The organism is Paenarthrobacter sp. Y-19, assembly GCF_029223985.1.
GTDB classification, from domain to species: domain Bacteria; phylum Actinomycetota; class Actinomycetes; order Actinomycetales; family Micrococcaceae; genus Arthrobacter; species Arthrobacter nicotinovorans.
This window is the reverse complement of record NZ_CP119414.1, coordinates 2,796,785-2,815,840: the sequence shown is the minus strand read 5'-3', so window position 1 is coordinate 2,815,840 and position 19,056 is coordinate 2,796,785. Positions and strand designations below refer to the sequence as shown.

At 63.3% G+C, this 19,056-nt stretch carries 14 protein-coding genes; 11 read left to right on the top strand and 3 right to left on the bottom strand.

Annotated features, from left to right (window positions below):
* Positions 1-79 precede the first annotated feature (79 nt).
* From groL to PYR64_RS13130, 5 genes are all read left to right on the top strand, one after another.
* Positions 80-1,693 (top strand): chaperonin GroEL, encoded by a 1,614-nt coding sequence (gene groL / locus PYR64_RS13150; protein ID WP_018776624.1) that lies wholly within the window; start codon positions 80-82, stop codon positions 1,691-1,693.
* 253 nt (positions 1,694-1,946) lie between these two features.
* Positions 1,947-4,046, top strand: a complete 2,100-nt coding sequence (locus PYR64_RS13145) for an acyltransferase family protein (RefSeq protein ID WP_052247247.1) — start codon at positions 1,947-1,949, stop codon at positions 4,044-4,046.
* A complete protein-coding gene (locus PYR64_RS13140; RefSeq protein ID WP_275779956.1) occupies positions 4,046-6,118 on the top strand; it encodes an acyltransferase family protein in 2,073 nt (690 codons plus the stop codon). The genes PYR64_RS13145 and PYR64_RS13140 overlap by 1 nt, the downstream gene beginning before the upstream one ends.
* Before the next feature lie 210 nt (positions 6,119-6,328).
* On the top strand, positions 6,329-7,840 hold the full coding sequence (guaB, locus tag PYR64_RS13135; RefSeq protein ID WP_018776621.1) for an IMP dehydrogenase: 1,512 nt from the start codon (positions 6,329-6,331) through the stop codon (positions 7,838-7,840).
* A gap of 114 nt (positions 7,841-7,954) precedes the next feature.
* Positions 7,955-9,853: an ABC transporter ATP-binding protein gene (locus PYR64_RS13130; protein WP_039242320.1), complete on the top strand. Its 1,899-nt coding sequence runs from the start codon at positions 7,955-7,957 to the stop codon at positions 9,851-9,853.
* Here PYR64_RS13130 and PYR64_RS13125 read toward each other — a convergent pair.
* Genes PYR64_RS13125 through PYR64_RS13115 form a run of 3 tightly spaced genes read right to left on the bottom strand, consistent with a single transcriptional unit; the run spans position 9,850 to position 12,111 of the window.
* A complete protein-coding gene (locus PYR64_RS13125) occupies positions 9,850-10,500 on the bottom strand; it encodes a hypothetical protein (RefSeq protein ID WP_052247246.1) in 651 nt (216 codons plus the stop codon). The two genes, PYR64_RS13130 and PYR64_RS13125, sit on opposite strands and share 4 nt — an antisense overlap.
* The gene (locus PYR64_RS13120; protein ID WP_039242317.1) at positions 10,497-11,135 is read right to left on the bottom strand and encodes a hypothetical protein; all 639 of its coding nucleotides are present in this window, start codon (positions 11,133-11,135) and stop codon (positions 10,497-10,499) included. Before PYR64_RS13120 ends, PYR64_RS13125 begins: the two co-directional genes overlap by 4 nt.
* A 49-nt stretch (positions 11,136-11,184) precedes the next feature.
* Entirely contained in the window at positions 11,185-12,111 is a 927-nt protein-coding gene (locus PYR64_RS13115) for a hypothetical protein (RefSeq protein ID WP_275775610.1), read from the bottom strand.
* Between the two features lie 221 nt (positions 12,112-12,332).
* Between PYR64_RS13115 and PYR64_RS13110 the strand changes: the two genes are divergently transcribed.
* The 6 genes from PYR64_RS13110 (at position 12,333) to guaA (ending at position 19,056) form a co-directional block, all read left to right on the top strand.
* A complete protein-coding gene (locus tag PYR64_RS13110) occupies positions 12,333-13,466 on the top strand; it encodes a GuaB3 family IMP dehydrogenase-related protein (RefSeq protein ID WP_018776616.1) in 1,134 nt (377 codons plus the stop codon).
* Between the two features lie 162 nt (positions 13,467-13,628).
* Positions 13,629-15,383 (top strand): glycerol-3-phosphate dehydrogenase/oxidase, encoded by a 1,755-nt coding sequence (locus tag PYR64_RS13105; protein ID WP_018776615.1) that lies wholly within the window; start codon positions 13,629-13,631, stop codon positions 15,381-15,383.
* A gap of 47 nt (positions 15,384-15,430) precedes the next feature.
* Positions 15,431-15,919 (top strand): PTS sugar transporter subunit IIA, encoded by a 489-nt coding sequence (locus tag PYR64_RS13100; protein WP_018776614.1) that lies wholly within the window; start codon positions 15,431-15,433, stop codon positions 15,917-15,919.
* A 74-nt stretch (positions 15,920-15,993) separates the two neighbouring features.
* Complete coding sequence (locus PYR64_RS13095) at positions 15,994-16,860, top strand: SURF1 family protein (protein ID WP_275775607.1); 867 nt, start codon at positions 15,994-15,996, stop codon at positions 16,858-16,860.
* Positions 16,857-17,357: a DUF3817 domain-containing protein gene (locus tag PYR64_RS13090; RefSeq protein WP_018776612.1), complete on the top strand. Its 501-nt coding sequence runs from the start codon at positions 16,857-16,859 to the stop codon at positions 17,355-17,357. Before PYR64_RS13095 ends, PYR64_RS13090 begins: the two co-directional genes overlap by 4 nt.
* A 109-nt stretch (positions 17,358-17,466) precedes the next feature.
* Positions 17,467-19,056, top strand: coding sequence for a glutamine-hydrolyzing GMP synthase (guaA, locus tag PYR64_RS13085; protein WP_275775605.1), 1,590 nt, complete (start codon positions 17,467-17,469; stop codon positions 19,054-19,056).

Sequence of the window (19,056 nt, the reverse complement as noted above, 5' to 3'; positions counted from 1 at the left end):
TGGAGCCCCGCACCGCCGTCGCGTTGGAATCATTCCGAGCGTCAGCGGTGCGGGTTTTCTGTCTCGAAAGGACACAACCATGGCAAAGCAGCTTGCTTTTAACGATGCTGCCCGCCGGTCTCTTGAGGCCGGTATCGACAAGCTCGCCAACACTGTCAAGGTGACGCTGGGCCCGCGCGGCCGCAACGTCGTCCTGGACAAGAAGTGGGGCGCCCCCACGATCACCAACGATGGTGTCACCATCGCCCGTGAAGTTGAGCTTGATGACCCCTACGAGAACCTTGGCGCCCAGCTTGCCAAGGAAGTAGCCACCAAGACCAATGACGTTGCCGGTGACGGCACCACTACGGCAACCGTGCTGGCCCAGGCCCTGGTCAAGGAAGGCCTGCGCAATGTTGCTGCCGGCGCAGCTCCCGGCGAGATCAAGCGGGGCATCGAAGTTGCAGTGGAAGCCGTCGCTGCACGCCTCCTGGAGAATGCCCGCGAAGTCGAAGGCACCCAGGTAGCCAACGTCGCAGCCATCTCCGCGCAGAGCGATGAAGTCGGCGAGCTCCTCGCCGAGGCCTTCGGCAAGGTAGGCAAGGATGGTGTCATCACCATCGAAGAGTCCTCCACCACGCAGACCGAGCTGGTCCTGACCGAGGGCATGCAGTTCGACAAGGGCTACCTCTCCCCGTACTTCGTCACCGACGCAGAACGCCAGGAAGCTGTCCTCGAAGACGCCCTCATCCTGATCAACCAGGGCAAGATCTCCTCGCTGCAGGACTTCCTGCCGCTGCTCGAGAAGGCCCTGCAGGCCAACAAGCCCCTCTTCATCATCGCTGAGGACATCGAAGGCGAAGCCCTTTCCACCCTGATCGTCAACCGTATCCGCGGCACGCTCAACGTCGTTGCCGTCAAGGCTCCGGGCTTCGGCGATCGCCGCAAGGCCATGCTCCAGGACATCGCTACGTTGACCGGTGCGCAGGTAGTTTCCCCGGACCTGGGCCTGACGCTGGACTCCGTTGGCCTCGAGGTACTCGGTACCGCCCGCCGCATCACGGTCACCAAGGACAACACCACCATCGTTGACGGTGCCGGTTCGGCCCAGGACGTTGCCGACCGCGTTGCACAGCTCCGCGCTGAGCTGACCCGGACGGATTCCGACTGGGACAAGGAAAAGCTGCAGGAACGCCTGGCCAAGCTCGCTGGCGGCATCGGCGTCATCAAGGTTGGCGCAGCCACCGAGGTTGAGCTGAAGGAAAAGAAGCACCGCATTGAGGACGCCGTTTCCTCGACGCGTGCAGCCCTCGAAGAAGGCATCGTTTCCGGTGGCGGTTCCGCCCTGATCCACGCCCTGAAGGCCCTGGACGAGTCCCAGGCAGTCAAGGACCTCGAAGGTGACGCTGCGGCCGCTGTAGGCATCGTTCGCCGCGCACTGGTCCAGCCGCTGCGCTGGATCGCGCAGAACGCCGGCTTCGACGGTTTCGTGGTCACCGCCAAGGTTTCCGAACTCGAAGCCAACCACGGCTTCAACGCCAAGTCCGGCGAGTACGAGGACCTGATCGCCGCCGGCGTGATCGACCCCGTCAAGGTCACCCGCTCTGCACTCCGCAACGCCGCTTCCATCGCTGCCTTGGTTCTCACCACCGAGACCCTGGTTGCCGAGAAGCCCGCTGAGGAAGAAGACGCACACGCAGGCCACCAGCACTAAGCGCCTGTCCCGCGGAAACCCCGGTCACAACTAGGTGCGACCGGGGTTTCTGCTGTTAAGATCCTGTGCGATGCATCACAACTTCCGGACCGGCGTATCGCATTGGCCGCAGGGACCCGAATGAGGCATCGGCACAGGTCACACACAGGAAGAGCTGCAAGAATGGATGGCTGAACCGGGCCCGGGGGAGGTGCGGAAGGCGGTCAGCAGCATCCTCGAACTGGGGGCGGGTGGGCTGAACCGCGTATTATGGATGCTTTGTGCCAGCCGCTTTAAGGAACTGCCTAACGTGACTACCCCAGCGATTACAGCCCCTGCCCACCGCGGTAGGCGGGCTTCCGGTCCCGTTGGAAAGTCCAAGTTCCGCCCTGAAATCCAAGGTCTCAGGTCACTGGCCGTCCTCATGGTGGTGAGCTATCACATCTGGATCGGCCGGGTTTCCGGAGGGGTTGATGTCTTCCTCCTCATCTCCGCGTTCCTCATGACCCTGCAGTTCACGGGCCGTTATAAACAGGGCCGTCCCATGGACCTCCTGCGGCACTGGCTGCACCTGTTCAGGCGGCTGCTGCCCGCCGTCGTGGTTGTCCTTCTGGGAACGCTGACAGCCACCTTCGTCCTCCTGCCACCTACCCGGTGGGCTGAAATTGTCCAGCAGGCCTGGGCGTCCTTGTTCTACTACGAGAACTGGCTGCTCCAACAGCTTGCGGTGGACTACTACGCCACGGACCACAGCATGGCCAGCCCGGTGCAACACTTCTGGTCACTGTCCATCCAGGGCCAGGTGTTCATCATCTGGCCGGTGATCTTCGCAGCGGTCGCGCTTCTGTGCCGCCGCTTTGCCCTCAGGTACCGGGCGACCCTCGTGTACGTCTTCGCCATAATTTTCCTGGTCTCGTTCGTCTACTCCATCATCTTCACGGCCACCAACCAGGCTGTGGCGTACTTCGATACCTTCGCCCGTCTGTGGGAATTTGCCTTGGGCACCTTGCTGGCCCTGGTGCTGCCGGGCTTGAACTTCTCCAAACCCGTCCGCGTACTGATGGGCTGGATCGGCGTCATTGCCATGCTCACCTGCGGCATCGTGCTGCAGGTCCAGACGGCTTTCCCGGGTTTCGTGGCATTGTGGCCCACCCTGGCAGCCGTCGCCGTCATCGCGGCAGGCCAGACCGGCAGCCGCTTCGGTGTCGACCGGATCCTTAGCTCCAAGTTCCTGGTCCGCCTGGGCGACAACTCCTACGCCCTGTACCTCTGGCACTGGCCCATCCTGGTCATCGCGCTGGGCTGGAGCGGCAAAGAGCACGCTGGATGGCTTTCCGGCACGGCCATCATCGCCCTCTCGCTGACGCTGGCGTTCCTCACCACCAAGTACATTGAGAAGCCCTTCCGCCAGTGGAAGTGGCCCGAGATGAAGCGCCGCCGTTCGTTCATCGCGATCGTCGCCTGCCTTGCCGTGGTCACTGCGCCCCTGATGGGCTTTCAATACAGGCAGGACCTTGAACAGCAGGCCGCTGAAGCCCGGATGGTCTTCGACAATCCCGGCGCCAAGGCACTGCTGCCCACGTATGTGAACGAGGTTGCCCCCAACGCCCTCACCCAGCCCACCGCGGAACGGATCGGGCGCGACTGGGCCAAGCTTCCGGACGGTTGCTCCGGCGACACCAAACCGGAGTCGCAGCTGCTGCGCGACAACTGCCAGCAGAACAACGTGGGCTCTGATGCCACCAAGACTGTCCTCGTCCTGGGCAACTCGCATTCCCAGCAATGGCTGGCCGCGCTGGGCCAGATGGCTGAAGAACACCACTGGCGCTTGTATGCCTTGCTCTACGGGGCCTGCCCGTTTGCGACCGACGATTCCGATGTCGAGCCCGAGTGCAATGAGTTCAACAGGGAAGTGCGCAAACACATTGAGGAGCACGCCCCCGACGCCATCTTCACGGTGGGCACCAAGGCCGAACCCTCGGAGCCGGACGAGAAGCTGACGCATGGATTCGAGGAACTCGTCTCGGAAGTCACGGCCCGCGGCACTGAGGTCATCGCGGTACGGGACAATCCCAGGTTCACCTACAGCCTGACGGACTGCACCCTTTCGAAGGGAGTGGACAGCCCGGACTGCCGGCCGCTGAAAGCGGACGTACTGGCAGATCCGAGCCCCTTTGAGGAAGTCATGGGCAAGTACCAGGACCTGTTCCTGATCGACATGACAGACCTGATCTGCATCGGCCTCTATTGTCCGCCCATCATCGGCAATACCTTCGTCTACCTGGACGACAACCACTTGACCAAGACCTATGTGAAGAGCATGACGGACATGCTTGATGAGAGGTGGTTTGCCGCGACGGGGTGGCAACGATGATGAGCACCCGCACCAGCACTCGCAGCGTGGATAAAATCACGACGCCGGAACGCGGCTTCCGTCCGGAAGTCCAGGGCCTGCGCGCCCTGGCTGTGCTCATGGTCGCTGCCTACCACATCTGGCTTGGCCGGGTCTCGGGCGGGGTGGACGTGTTCCTCCTCATCTCGGCTTTCCTTCTGACGTTGTCGTTCACGCGGAAGCTCGAAGCCGGTTCGCCGCTGAAACTGCTGCGGCACTGGCTCCACGTGTTCAAGCGACTCCTGCCCGCCGTCGTCGTGGTTTTGCTGGGTGTTCTGCTGGCGACCTGGGCATTCATTCCGCAGAGCCGTTGGCCGGATGTCCTGGCCGAAGCCTGGGCGTCCCTGTTCTACCGGCAGAACTGGCAGCTCGCGGACAATGCCGTGGATTACTACGCGCAGGACCACTCCGGTGCCAGCCCGCTCCAGCACTTCTGGTCCCTGTCTGTCCAGGGCCAGGTGTTTATCCTGTGGCCCCTGGTCTTCGCTGCCGTGGCGCTGCTGCAGCCAAGTTTGGCCCGGCTTCTCCCGAAGGGGCGGACGCTGAGTCACCGGAGCCTGCTCTTCTTCGCGTTCGGCGCGGTCTTCCTGGCCTCCCTGGTGTTTTCCATCGACCAGACCGCCAACAACCAGGAGTACGCGTACTTCGATACCCGTGCCCGGCTCTGGGAGTTCGCGCTGGGGTCCCTGCTCGCCCTGGCACTCCCGTACCTGAAGCCAGGGCGCAGGCTCCGGGTGTTCCTCGGTTGGGCTGGAATCTCCGCCATGCTCGCCTGTGGCCTGGTCCTGACAGTTGACCGGTCCTTCCCGGGATTCATCGCGTTGTGGCCCACGCTTGCCGCCGCCGCTGTCATCGTCGCCGGGCAGAGCGGCAGCCGTTTCGGCGTCGATCGCCTCCTGAGCTCACGGCCGTTGGTCCTGGTGGGTAACAACTCCTACGCCCTTTACCTGTGGCACTGGCCGGTCCTGGTGTTCTTCCTGCTGGTCAGCGGCACCACGGCTCCGAGCCTCTTGCAGGGCCTGGGCATCATGGCGGCGTCCATGCTCCTTGCGATCGGCACCACCAGGTTCGTGGAGGAGCCCATGCGCCGCTGGCAGTGGCCGGACGTGCGCTCCTGGCGCGCCGCCGTCGTGATAGCCGCCTGCGGTGCGTTGCTCGCCATGCCGGTGACCGTTTGGCAGGGTGCCATCGCCGCTGAAGATGCAGCGATTGCCGGCCAGCCCAAGGAACTGACGCCAGGGGCTGCAGCCTTGTCGCCGGAATTCGTCGGGCAGCAGGCCCAGGAGGCCATGATCATTCCGGCCCCTGCGGCCATGAAGGACGAGTGGGCTGACATCGACGGCTTGTGCACCGGAGACAACGTGCCCAGCGACCCCTTGCTGCAGGGCTGCCTCCAGAACGACGAACCCGACGTCGTCACCAAGGAAATAGTGGTCCTCGGTGATTCGCACGCCCAGCAGTACATGGCGGCGCTCGGCCCCATCGCCAAGCAGCACGGCTGGGAAGTGGTGACGTTGCTCAAAGGCAGTTGCCGCTTCGGCGCCGAATCCGTCGAACGTACCGACGAGTGCAATGAATTCAACAAGGCCAGCGCCAACTACGTGATGGAACACAAGCCTGACGCCGTGTTCACGGTGGCGTCGCTGACGCACGCCGATGCCCCGTTCGAGACGGAGGTGCCCGGCTACCTCGAAGGCATCAAACCGTTCACGGACGCGGGGATCGATGTTGTGGGAATCCGCGACAATCCCAGGTTCAGCATCAACATGCCCGAATGCGTGCAGAAAAAGGGCCCCGACTCGCCCGATTGCAAGGCGCCGCTGGAAGAGTCCCTTGCGGAATCTTCACCGTTGGATGATTACGTCGGAAAAGTCGACCGGCTGTACTTGATGGACATGAGCGACTTCATCTGCGAGCAGGGCACGTGCCCGGCAGTCGTGGGAAATGTCTATGTCTACAAGGACGACAACCACCTCACCAAGACCTACGTGCAAAGCATGATCCCGATGTTCGAGGAGCGGCTCCTGGCGGCCACCGGCTGGTCACGCAGCTGATTTTCGTTGCCCGGGGACTTGAAAACCGGCGACGGCGGCCTGCCGCCAGTGCTGTTGCTCACACTCCGGCGTTACGGAATATGGCGATTGCCGCGGAGGTTCTACTATTTATTCAACACTTATGCACAGGCCAGTCCCGTAATGACGGGCTGGTCATCAGTTGCAACCCCTACCAGTTAAGCCCCCGGAACCAAGGTAAGAGGCGCACTCATGACCCAGCCCGAACACAATCCCTTCGGCCTTATCGGCCTGACCTACGACGACGTCCTGCTGCTTCCCGGACACACGGATGTCATCCCGTCCGAAGCGGACACGTCTTCCCGGATCTCCAAGCGCATCACCGTGCAGACGCCGCTGCTGTCCGCCGCCATGGACACCGTGACCGAATCCCGCATGGCCATCGCCATGGCGCGGCAGGGTGGCTTGGGCGTGGTTCACCGCAACCTCGCCATCGACGACCAGGCGGAGCACGTTGACCGCGTCAAGCGCAGCGAGTCCGGCATGATCACCAATCCGTTGACCATCGGTCCGGAAGCCACCTTGCAGGAACTGGACGAGCTCTGCTCCCGGTACCGCGTGTCCGGCCTGCCGGTTGTTGACACCGACGGCCGCCTCCTGGGCATCGTGACCAACAGGGACACCCGCTTCATCCCGGAATCGGACTTCCCGTTCCGTAGTGTCAGCGACACCATGACCAAGATGCCGCTCATCACCGGGCACGTGGGCATCAGCCGCGACGAAGCCTCGCACAAGTTGGCCACCAACAAGATCGAGAAGCTCCCGCTGGTGGACGAACAGGGCCGGTTGAAGGGCCTCATCACCACCAAGGACTTCACTAAGGCCGAGCAGTACCCGCTCGCCACCAAGGACGATGAAGGCCGCCTGCGGGTCGGCGCTGCCATCGGCTTCTTCGGTGACGGCTGGGAGCGCGCCATGAAGCTCATCGACGCCGGCGTTGACGCACTTTTCGTTGACACGGCCAACGGCCACTCCCAGGGCGTCCTGGACATGATCCGCCGCCTGAAGTCCGATCCCGTTGCAGCACACGTTGACGTGATCGGTGGCCAGGCCGCCACCCGTGAAGGTGCGCAGGCTCTGATCGACGCCGGTGCCGATGGCATCAAGGTTGGCGTCGGACCCGGATCCATCTGCACCACCCGCGTTGTTGCAGGCGTGGGCGTTCCGCAGATCACCGCAATCCATGAATCCGCCAAGGCTGCCATCCCGGCAGGCGTCCCGCTGATCGCCGACGGCGGCCTGCAGTACTCGGGCGACATCGGCAAGGCGCTGGTCGCCGGCGCCGACACCGTCATGCTCGGATCCCTCCTGGCAGGTTGTGAGGAGTCCCCGGGCGACCTCATTTTCGTCAACGGCAAGCAGTTCAAGAGCTACCGCGGAATGGGCTCGCTGGGTGCCATGCAGTCCCGTGGCAAGAACACGTCCTACTCCAAGGACCGCTACTTCCAGGCTGATGTTTCCGGCGATGACAAGCTCATTCCGGAAGGCATCGAGGGCCGCGTTGCCTTCCGTGGCCCGCTGGCATCGGTCGCCTACCAGCTGGTTGGCGGGCTCCGCCAGACCATGTTCTACACGGGTGCGCCCACCATCCCCGAACTCAAGGCCCGGGGCAAGTTCGTCCGCATCACCCCGGCAGGCTTGAAGGAATCCCACCCGCACGACATTCAAATGACCGTGGAAGCCCCCAACTACGGCTCCCGCTAAGCACCTCCTGTTCCCCGCGGATTTCCGCGGGGAACAGTTGTTTAACCACCCGACTGTGTAACCGCCCGGGATCCGCCCGACGGTAATGTCGGCCCTCGGGAATAGGCTGGGCACATGTCAGAGAAGTCCGCGCAACCGCGGCACCCGGAGTCGATCCCGCTGAATCCGGGCCAACCGGGGAAAGCGCCGCCCCGCAAGCTGGCCCTGCGGCCGTACGCACGCGCCGTCGGGCAGGTCTTGAAGGTGAGCTTCAAGGCCTCACCGGTGGCGGTCATCATGAAAGTCCTTGGCTCGGTGATCTCAGCGACCCTGCCGCTTGTCACCACGTACTTTGCAGCGTTGACCACCACGGCCCTGGCTGCCGGCTACGCAGGGGACCCCGACGCGGGCCCCCGCGCAGTGCTTTACGTCGTCATCACAGCTGCCCTGGGCCTGTTCTGGGGTGCGTTCAGCAGTGTGGACCGCTACATCCAGCAGCTGATGAGCTTCAAGGTGGGCGCCATCGTGGGCGACCTGATGTACCAACGGTTCCTGGCACTGGAATTCTGGCGCTACGACGACAAAGAGACCGTGGATCTCTACGACCGCGCAAAGCGTTTCTCCGACTCCTATGCGCGGGTCCTGGACCGGATTGCGGCCATCTTCACCCAGCTCGTCTCGGTGATTCTAGCCGTCGGCGCGTTGCTGTTGGTGAGTTGGTGGATTGCCGTGATCGTGCTGGTGGCGATCGTGCCCAGCGTCTACCTCCAGTTCAAGCTGTCGCGTGAACAGATCGCCCACTGGAACACCCAGGTGGATTCGCGCAGGCAGCGCCGGATGATCGAGCAGAACCTGCTGCGGCCACAGCACATCGCTGAAATGCGGCTGTACGGCATTGTCGGCTATCTCATGGAACTTCGCTCCAGGTTGAGGGATGCCGACGAACGCAGGCGCCTGGACTTCCAGAAACGGTACATCCCCAAGCAGCTGGCTGCCGACGCCCTGCAATACGGCGCTGAAGTGGTATCGCTCGTGTGGGTGGTGGGGCAGATCATTGCCAGGGCCCAGCCGGTGGGTCAGTTCCTCTACGTCCAGCAGATCGTGAGCCGTGCATTGTCAACGGCGAACAACCTGGTGTCCTCGCTCAGTTCCATTGACGAGGACCTGGCCAACCTGAAGGACTACGAGCTTTTCATGGCGTTGCCGGTGCCCAGCGGAAACGAACAACCCATGGAAGTGTCGCCCACCACCGTGGAACTGCGTGATATCCGCTTCAGCTATACGGGAAGCGACATCGAGGTCATCAAGGGTATTTCCATGACCATCAAGGCGGGGCAGCACATCGCCATCGTGGGGGAGAACGGCGCCGGGAAATCCACGCTGATCCGGATCCTGGCCGGGCTCTACCGGCCCGACTCCGGCCAGGTCTTGTTGGACGGGAAGGATCTGGCCGGAATTGACGTGACCAGCTGGCACCGGCACCTGGCAGTCCTGAGCCAGGAATTCCTGAAGTACGAGTTCGCCACGGCCGCAGAGAACATCTACCTCGGCGACGTCGACTTGCCCCGGGACGATCTGCGCATTCGGAAGGCGGCATCCGACGCGGAGGCCATGGAGTTCATCGACAAGCTGCCTAACGGGCTGGAAAACCATGTCAGCAACTGGATGGAAGATCCACGCGGGCGGAAGGGAAGCGGGCTCTCCGGCGGCCAGTGGCAGCGACTGGCAATGGCCCGCAACTTCTACCGTGACGCCTCATTCATGGTGATGGACGAGCCCACCTCAGCCATTGATGCCCTGGCCGAGCACCGGATTTTCACGAGGCTCTTCGCCGATCGCAACAGCACCATCATCGCCATCAGCCACCGCCTTGCCACCATTGAGAAGGCGGACATCGTCTACATGCTGGAGGACGGTCGAATCGCCGAACAAGGTACGCACAGGGAACTGGTGGCCCTCCGCGGACGGTACTTCAGGATGTTCGAGTCCCAGCTTTCGGTGGATGAGGCCAGCCGGGAGAGTCCCGAGGCTTAGAGCGGGCCGTAGCCGGCATTGCCCACGGGATCGCGCCAGGTGGCAAGATCCTGTTCCAAAAGCGCCCGGAAGCGTGGATCACTAGCAGCTTTCCGACGCAGGGATTCCCGTGAACGGCCCATGATGGTGGCCGGGACGAGGATCGCGGCCACCAAAAGGAAGATCATGAACGCAAGAACCGTTGCCAGTGTCAGCAGCGTCCCGGGGTCCTGCCACGTTGAGGGTTTGGCCGTGAAAGCGAACAGTCCCGCGAAGACGACCAAGACAAACGCCACGAAGGAGAGCGCCCCCCGCAGGCTCCCGGGCCCACGATTGACCAGCGCACGGCTTGTCCGCGGCAACCGGTCCCGCACCCGGACGTAGAAGACGCCGCAGAGCACTGCGACTGCCGCGCCGGGAAGGCTGAGGGCGGCAATAGTCGCGAAGGTGCCAAGCCGGACCGCGAGGACGACGCCCAAAAGGACGAGGACTGCTCCGATTCCGGTCCCGGCAGCCCAGGCACCCATGTAGGCGCCGCGCGCGCCGGCGATTTCGCGCAGGCGGGAGCGCGCATTCGCCGGAGTGATGGCGGAGAGCTCAGGGGAAAGCCAATAGTCCAAGGGGCGGTCGGAATGGAAAAGTGGAGCGGGGCCGGACTGGTAGCTCACGCGTTCTGCTGCTCCAGTCCTGCGCGGATCCGGGAATCGAGCTGCTCACTCGCGAGGGCCGACGAGTCGAGGTTTTCGCCCTCGCCTTCAGCGATGGAAAGGGAACCGTCGGCCTCCGCTTTGACGTGGACCGCGCGGGAGGTTCCGTCCTTAAAGTGCCGGCGCGTTGTGGCGGCCGCGGGGTATCCGTCCGGTGCTTGCTTCAGGTAGTAGTCGGCCATCTGGATGGCCGTGGTGACCATGCCGTCGGAGCCCGTAATGGGGTGCAGCTCGTGAACGCCGTACTTGCTCAGGTTGAGCAGCAGGGCGCCCTGCTCTGCGCCAAACATGAAGGAGACATGTTCCGAGGACGGGGTCACGAGGGCCGTTTCCAGCCACGACGTGGAATCTGCAAGCACTGCTGTCACCGTGGCAGCCGGGCCGACGGGCTGGAGTGCGTCGTTTTCGATCTTCATCAATCCACGCTCCAACAGCGTGGATACCCCTGCCTGTTCCAGGGGAGCCCCGGCTGCGTGGTCGAGGCGGAAGAGGGTCTGGCACCTCAGCGCGCCGTCGGTGCCAGCCAGTGCAATAAGTGCGATGAGCTCATGTTCGGTAATGAGCAATGCCTGGGTTTCTTCGGTCTGCGTGGTCATTTCTGCCTTCTCTTGAGCGGTTCTGTGTCCAGTCTAGGAAGTCGCGGGGTCATGTGAGCCATCCCCAGACCTTCTTCGCGCCGTCGGCTATCGCTCCGGCGGCGTCCTGCGCTCCCTCCCACACATGTTTCGCGCCGTCAGCGATCATGGAAGACGCGGAATCGTAGCCCATGTTGGTGGCCAACAGGCCGAGGCCACCCCAGGCGATGCCGGCAATGGCGCAGGCAGGGCCGATAACCGGGACGAAACTGCCCACGGCCAGGGCAGCGGAGATGCCGCCGTCCACGGCCATTCCGGGGTGTCCCGTCTGGATGCCTTGATAGACCTGCAACCCGCCGGTCACGACGCCCAATGCTCCCGAGACACGGCCGAGCATCGAACTGCCGTTGAGCAGTCGGGTACCCCTGACATACCCGGCGCCGGCAGCCTGTCCGTACTGGGCACTCAGCCACGGCCACCTCGTCAGTTCAGTCACCAATCCGCCCCTGGCCATCTGGGCCAGGATGGAGTCCGCCACCACGCCGTTGGCAGTCACGAGGGCGTTTCCGGCCCACCATCCCTGGCTGCCGCTGACGCCGAGCACGCCTTCCAAGCCAGTGGTGGGGGCGACTTGGCTTCCATTGCCACCGGGGACCTGGGGGACGTTCGGTCCGCCAGACCCGCCGGGACCGCCAGATCCGCCCGGTCCGAAGCCGGCAACGCCGCCATCAGCACTGGCCTTCTGCTGTTCATCGGCCTGGGTGCGGAGCATCTTGGACGCGTCATCCAGGGAACGGGAGGCTTTGTGCAACATGGGGCGCAGGGTGCTGCTCCATTCGCGTCGGAAGCGCTCGCCGTCGTTTCCTTTCCACGCCACGCTGGTGATCAGGCTGTTGACCTGGAGTTCCTGGTTCTGGAGCCGGCTCCCGGCTTGTCCCATCTGCTTGGACAACGAGCGGAGCTGTTCGATGTCGGCTCCGTAGAATCCGGGCGCCATGGTTCCCCCTTGCATGGTGTGGTGTGTTTCCGCAGGCTATCGGATTTGTCCGGGATCCTGCCATGGGCACCTCTGCCCATGTGGAAACTGCCAGGCGCGCACGGCAAGTAGCCAGCGCACCCGGAACCGGCCGGGCTTTCAATGTCTTCTTGGCGCATTGTGAAGTGCCCACGCCATTTGCCGAATCGGGGTTCGGCAAGGGGTCCAGTAAAGTAAGAGCCGTGACTTATGAGATTGAGATTGGCCGTGGCAAGCGTGGGCGTCGTGCCTACTCCCTGGACGACATTGCGATCGTCCCCAACCGCCGGACCCGCGATCCCAAGGACGTCTCCGTCTCCTGGCAGATCGACGCCTACAAGTTCGACATTCCGGTGATCGCAGCGCCGATGGACTCGGCCATGTCGCCGGAAACGGCCATCGCCCTGGGCCGTTTGGGCGGCCTCGGCGTCCTGGACCTCGAGGGCCTGTGGACCCGCTACGAAGATCCCCAGTCCGTGCTGGATGAGATCTCAGCGCTCGCCGGCGAAACCGCGAGCCCTGCCGTTACCCGGCGCATGCAGGATCTCTACAAGGCACCCATCCAGCCTGAACTCATTACCAGCCGCCTTGCCGAGATCCGCGCCTCCGGCGTCACGGTGGCAGGCTCCCTGACGCCGCAGCGCACCCAGGAGCACTACAAGACCGTCCTCGCCGCCGGTGTGGACATCTTTGTCATCCGTGGCACCACGGTCTCCGCCGAGCACGTCTCCAAGAACCACGAGCCACTGAACCTGAAGCAGTTCATCTACGAACTCGACGTTCCCGTGATCGTCGGCGGTGCCGCCGGATACACCCCGGCGCTGCACCTCATGCGAACCGGCGCTGCCGGCGTCCTGGTCGGTTTCGGCGGCGGTGCCACCACAACTACGCGCCGCGCCTTGGGCATCCACTCGCCGATGGCGTCGGCCATCAGCGACGTCGCCGCCGCGCGCCGTGATTACCTCGATGAGTCCGGCGGCCGTTACGTGCATGTCATTGCCGACGGCGGCATGGGCGCCTCGGGCGACATCGTCAAGGCAGTTGCCATGGGCGCCGACGCCGTCATGCTGGGCAGCGCACTGGCACGGGCCGAGGAAGCCCCCGGCAAGGGCTGGCACTGGGGCCAGGAAGCCCACCACCTTGAACTCCCGCGCGGCGACAGGGTTAACGTTGGAACTGTTGGCCCCCTGGAAGAAGTTCTCTTCGGTCCCGGACACCACACCAACGGCACCTCCAACCTCATTGGTGCCCTGCGTCGCTCCATGGCGACCACCGGCTATTCGGACCTGAAAGAGTTCCAGCGGGTCGACGTCGTCGTTTCGCCGTACCTCGGCTAGGCCTAAAACAGAAGGAGGGCCCCGGGAACAGACCACACGCTGCTCCCGGGGTCCTTTTTTGCCGGATTCTGTCCGGATGCACCTCATCGGCAGCCCTGCCCAAGGCGACGAGCAACAAGTAGGGTAGGGGATTACCAGCTGTTGCGTTTGAGGAGGGGTCCGATGAGCAATGTCGCAGGCGGTCCGCAGGTGAATTCTCCGGGGGCACTGAGCCCGGAATCCCGTGCCGCATCCATTGATGTCCTGAAAGCCACTGCCGAGCCGGGCAAGGAGTTGGACATCCTGATTGTCGGTGGCGGCGTGGTGGGCGCTGGTGCTGCCTTGGACGCGGTCACGCGCGGGCTCACAGTTGGCATCGTCGAAGCCAGGGATTGGGCGTCCGGCACGTCATCCCGCTCCTCAAAGCTCATTCATGGTGGCCTCCGCTATTTGGAGATGCTGGACTTCGGGCTGGTCCAGGAAGCCCTGCAGGAGCGCGGATTGCTGATCCAGCAGATCGCACCCCACCTGGTCCGGCCCGTTCCGTTCCTCTACCCGCTGACCCACCGTTTCTGGGAACGCCCCTACGTGGGCGCAGGCATCATGCTGTACGACACCTTGGGTCTGACGTCCGGCCACAGCCGTGGTGTCCCCATGCACAAGCACCTCTTCCGACGCGGCACCCTGCGTGCGGCTCCCAGCCTCAAAGACGATGCCTTCGTGGGATCGATCCGTTACTACGACGCCCAGGTCGATGATGCCCGGCTTGTGGTCAACCTGGTCAGGACAGCGGCGCATTACGGGGCACACGCGGCCAACAGGGTCCGCGTGGTCGACTTCCTCAGGGAGGGCGAACGCGTGGTGGGTGCCAAGGTGGAAAACCAAGAGGACGGCAGCGTCTTCGAGATCCGGGCCAAGCAGGTGGTGAATGCCACCGGCGTGTGGACAGACGAAACGCAGGCCATGGTCACAGACCGTGGCCAGCTCAAGGTCCGTGCCTCCAAGGGAATCCACCTGGTGGTGCCACGGGACCGCTTCCAGTCCACCGTGGGTCTGATCCTTCGTACTGAAAAGTCGGTGCTCTTCGTGATTCCCTGGGGCCGGCACTGGATTATCGGTACTACCGACACGGACTGGACGTTGGATAAGGCCCATCCGGCTGCCTCCAGCAAGGACATTGACTACGTGCTGGAGCACGTCAACAAGGTACTCAAGCGTCCCCTGACCCGTGAAGATGTTGAAGGTGTCTATGCGGGACTCCGTCCGCTTCTGGCCGGAGACAACGACTCCACCGCCAAGCTGTCCCGCGAGCACGTAGTGGCCCACCCCGTCCCCGGTCTGGTGGTGGTGGCCGGTGGGAAGTACACGACCTACCGTGTCATGGCCAAGGATGCCGTGGACGAGGCAACGAGGGCCATGGACGAGCGTGTCCCTTCCAGCTGCACCGACACCATTCCTTTGCTGGGAGCGGAGGGATTCAAAGCGGCCTGGAACCGGCGGGGGAGGTCCGCCGAGCAAGCAGGTGTGCACGTGGCACGCGTGGAGCACCTGCTCAACCGCTTTGGGTCCATGGCATCGGAAGTCCTCGCCACGATCTCCGACAGGCCCGAACTGGGCGAGCCGCTTCCGGGCGCCGACGACTACCTGGCAGCCGAAGTCGTGTACGCAACAACCCATGAAGGCGCTCGGCACGTCGACGATGTTTTGACCCGCCGTACCCGGATCTCCATTGAAGCGTGGGACCGGGGTGTGTCTGCGGCGCCCGTAGTGGCTAAGCTGATGGGAGAAATCCTGGGCTGGAGCGATGCTCAGCGTGAAAGCGAGATCAAGCACTACCTTGCACGTGTGGAGGCTGAACGACTCAGCCAGCAGCAACCCGATGACGAATCGGCGGATGCCGCGCGCATGGGAGTGGATGACATCGTTCCCCTCCGCTGACGGGCGCAGGGAGTTGAGGCCGGGAGGCCACATGGAGGGAACACGACTTGGCTGAACCACTGGACCGATATGATGCGGAACTGACCACCCCGGACACGGTCATTCTTGAACTTGTTGCCGAGGACAAGATCGACGCCGCAGCACAGTTGGCTCAAAAGCTCCATCAGGCCGGACGGATCTCGGACCTTGATGGTTTCCTGGAGCAGGTACATTCGCGAGAACACCAGCTGGCCACCGGGCTTCCCGGCGGAATCGGTCTTCCGCATGCCCGCAGCGAATTCGTGGACCGGATCTCCATCGCCGTAGGCGTCACCAAGTTTGGCCATGCGCTGGACTTCGGGGCTGCAGACGGCCCTGCCACACTGATCCTCCTCATCGCCACACCGGCCAGCTCCTTCTCGGACCATCTTGAAGTTCTGGCCACGCTTGCGCGTTCCCTCTCCAAGGAATCATTCAGGGAGTCCCTGCGCCGTGCGCACGATCCCGAAGTGATTTCCGAACTCATCAACTCCAGCCTGGTCTTCTTCGACCACTAAGGATTGGTGCCCCACTCCAGGCGGCCCCAGCCCTCGTTTCGTTGTTCTACAGCCGGACGAAGTACGGTTAAGGGGTGTTGAAAACCGCTCTGAAACCCCGCTGGATCGCAGGACTGGTCTTTGCGCTTCTGTTGTCCGGGGTGTTCGTGCTGCTTAGCCAGTGGCAGCTCAGCCGGTCCACCCAGCACGAGAGCCCTGCTGCTTCCACCACTGAAGAAGTCAAACCCCTGGTCGACGTCCTGAAGCCGGGCCAGTTCTTTCCCGGCTCTGTTTCCGACCAGATGGTCACCGCCACCGGCTCCTACGATCCAGGCAAGCAGGTCCTGGTCGAGGGCAGGCTTTACAACAACCAAAAAGGTTACTGGATCGTCACGGCCTTCGAGGTCAACGGCGCTCCTACGCTGAAGGGTGTCGCCGCCTCGCCGCAGACCTGGATTCCCGTAGCACGCGGCTGGGTGGCTGATGCCGCCCAAGCGGGCCCGCCGCCGTCGGGCACTCTTACGCTGACCGGTCGCCTGATACCGTCCGAAGCGCCCGTACCAAATGTCGACGCCGGCCCGGGCCGCGCGTCGGCGGTCTCCACCGCGGAACTCATCAACAGCTGGGATGTTTCAAGCTACCCCGGTTTCATAGCGGCCACATCCGAAGTGGCTGGCGGTGTGAGCGTCCCACTGGGCGACAACGTCAAGGCCCTCAATATTCCACCGCAGCCACCGGCAGAGCAGATCAACTGGCTGAACCTCTTCTACGCCGTCGAATGGGTGGTGTTCGCCGGATTCTCCGTCTTTATCTGGTGGCGGCTGGTGCGTGATGACTACCGCCGGGACCTCGAAGACGACGAGGACGACGACTACTACGATGAGTTTCCTGAAGACCCCCATGCCTCGCCCGCAACTACCGAACCTTCAAGTCCCGACCCAGAACATAAGGTGCAGCAATGATTGAGCCCAAACCTGCCATCCAGCCTGAGCAGTCAGGACCGAAGCCCAAAAAGCGGCGGTTCGGCGGGACGGAAGCGCAGATCCGTTCGGCCTTGAAGTTCTACAAAGTCATGGCCTACCTGACTGGTGCCATGTTGCTCCTGCTGTGCGCTGAACTGATCGCCCGGTACGTTTTCGGTGTTTCACTCTTCGCCGGCGGAACCAACGCCGTGACGGGCCAGCCCTTTGGCTTTGGCTTTGCCGAATCCGAGCCCAAGGGCGTCATTGGTGGATTCAATATCTCCACCACGGTGCTGATCGTGCACGGCTGGATGTACGTGGTTTACCTCGTCTCCAACTTCCGCTTGTGGTCGTTGATGCGGTGGCCGTTCTCCAAGATGGTCCTGCTGGCGTTGGGCGGCGTGATTCCGCTGTTGTCCTTCATTGTGGAGAAGAAGTTCCACGCACAGGTGGAAGCAGAACTGGCAGCCAATCCCCAGGCTTCCAAGCGTTACTAGGCGCCACTGGCCGTTCCCGATGTGAGATGCCTAACGGGAGTGCCCGTTTTGGCCCCCGGCCGCCCTTGTCAACGTGCGCGGGGGCGGTCCGGCAAAGTAGTCTTGGTTGGTGACTACTCCCACCGCACCCCAGACTTCCCAGAAGCCGGTGCTGGTTGTTGACTACGGTGCCCAGTACGCGCAGCTGATTGCCCGCCGCGTCCGTGAAGCAAATGTGTATTCGGAAATTGTTCCGCACACCTTCACCACCGAGCAGCTTCTGGCCAAAGACCCGGCAGCCATCATCCTTTCCGGCGGACCCTCCAGCGTCTACGCTGAGGGCGCACCGTTCGTAGGCGCCGACCTCTTCGAGGCCGGGGTTCCCGTTTTCGGTATCTGCTACGGATTCCAGGCCATGGCAAACGCCTTGGGTGGCAAAGTAGCCCAGACCGGGCTGCGTGAGTACGGCGCAACCGAGGCGCTCCTGGTGGGCGATGCACGTTCCATTCTCGACGGCGTCCCGGCGTCCCAGAACACCTGGATGAGCCACGGCGACTCCGTCCACGAGGCGCCCGAGGGCTTCGAAGTACTGGCAACGACGGCCGGCGCCCCCGTGGCTGCCTTCGCCAACGATGAGAAGCGCCTCTACGGTGTGCAGTGGCACCCGGAAGTCAAGCACTCCGTTCTGGGCCAGCATGTCCTGGAGAACTTCCTGTTCAAGGGCGCCGGTCTGAGCCCCAACTGGACCACCGGCAACATCCTTGAAGAGCAGGTGGAGCGCATCCGCCAGCAGATTGGCGACTCCAAGGTCATTTGCGGCCTTTCCGGTGGCGTCGACTCCGCAGTTGCCGCTGCCCTTGTCCAGCGTGCTGTCGGCGACCAGCTCACCTGTGTCTTCGTAGACCACGGTTTGCTCCGTGAAGGCGAAGCGGAACAGGTCGAACGTGACTTCGTGGCCGCCACGGGTGTCAACCTGTACGTTGCCAACGAGCAGGAACGCTTCCTGTCGTCTCTTGCCGGCGTCAGCGATCCCGAAACCAAGCGCAAGATCATCGGCCGCGAATTCATCCGCGCTTTCGAGGAAGCAGAGCGGGCCATTATTGCCCAGGCTGCTGCCGAAGGCGAGAAGATCAAGTTCCTGGTCCAGGGGACGCTGTACCCGGACGTCGTCGAGTCCGGTGGTGGTGAGGGTGCTGCAAACATCAAGAGCCACCACAACGTCGGTGGGCTCCCCGACGACCTGCAGTTTGAGCTGGTTGAGCCGCTTCGCGCCCTGTTCAAGGACGAGGTTCGTGCCGTAGGCGCGCAGCTGGGTCTGCCGCAGGAAATCGTAGGCCGCCAGCCGTTCCCCGGCCCCGGCCTGGGTATCCGCATCGTGGGCGAAGTGACCAAGGAACGGCTCGATCTGTTGCGCAAGGCCGATGCCATCGCTCGCGCCGAACTGACGGCCGCTGGCCTCGACAACGACGTCTGGCAGATGCCGGTTGTCCTCCTGGCCGATGTCCGCAGCGTTGGCGTGCAGGGCGACGGCCGTACGTACGGCCACCCGATCGTGCTGCGTCCGGTGTCTTCCGAAGACGCCATGACGGCGGACTGGTCGCGTTTGCCCTACGACCTCCTGGCGCGCATCTCCAACCGCATCACCAACGAGGTCGATGGGGTCAACCGCGTGGTGCTGGACGTCACCAGCAAGCCACCGGGAACCATCGAGTGGGAATAG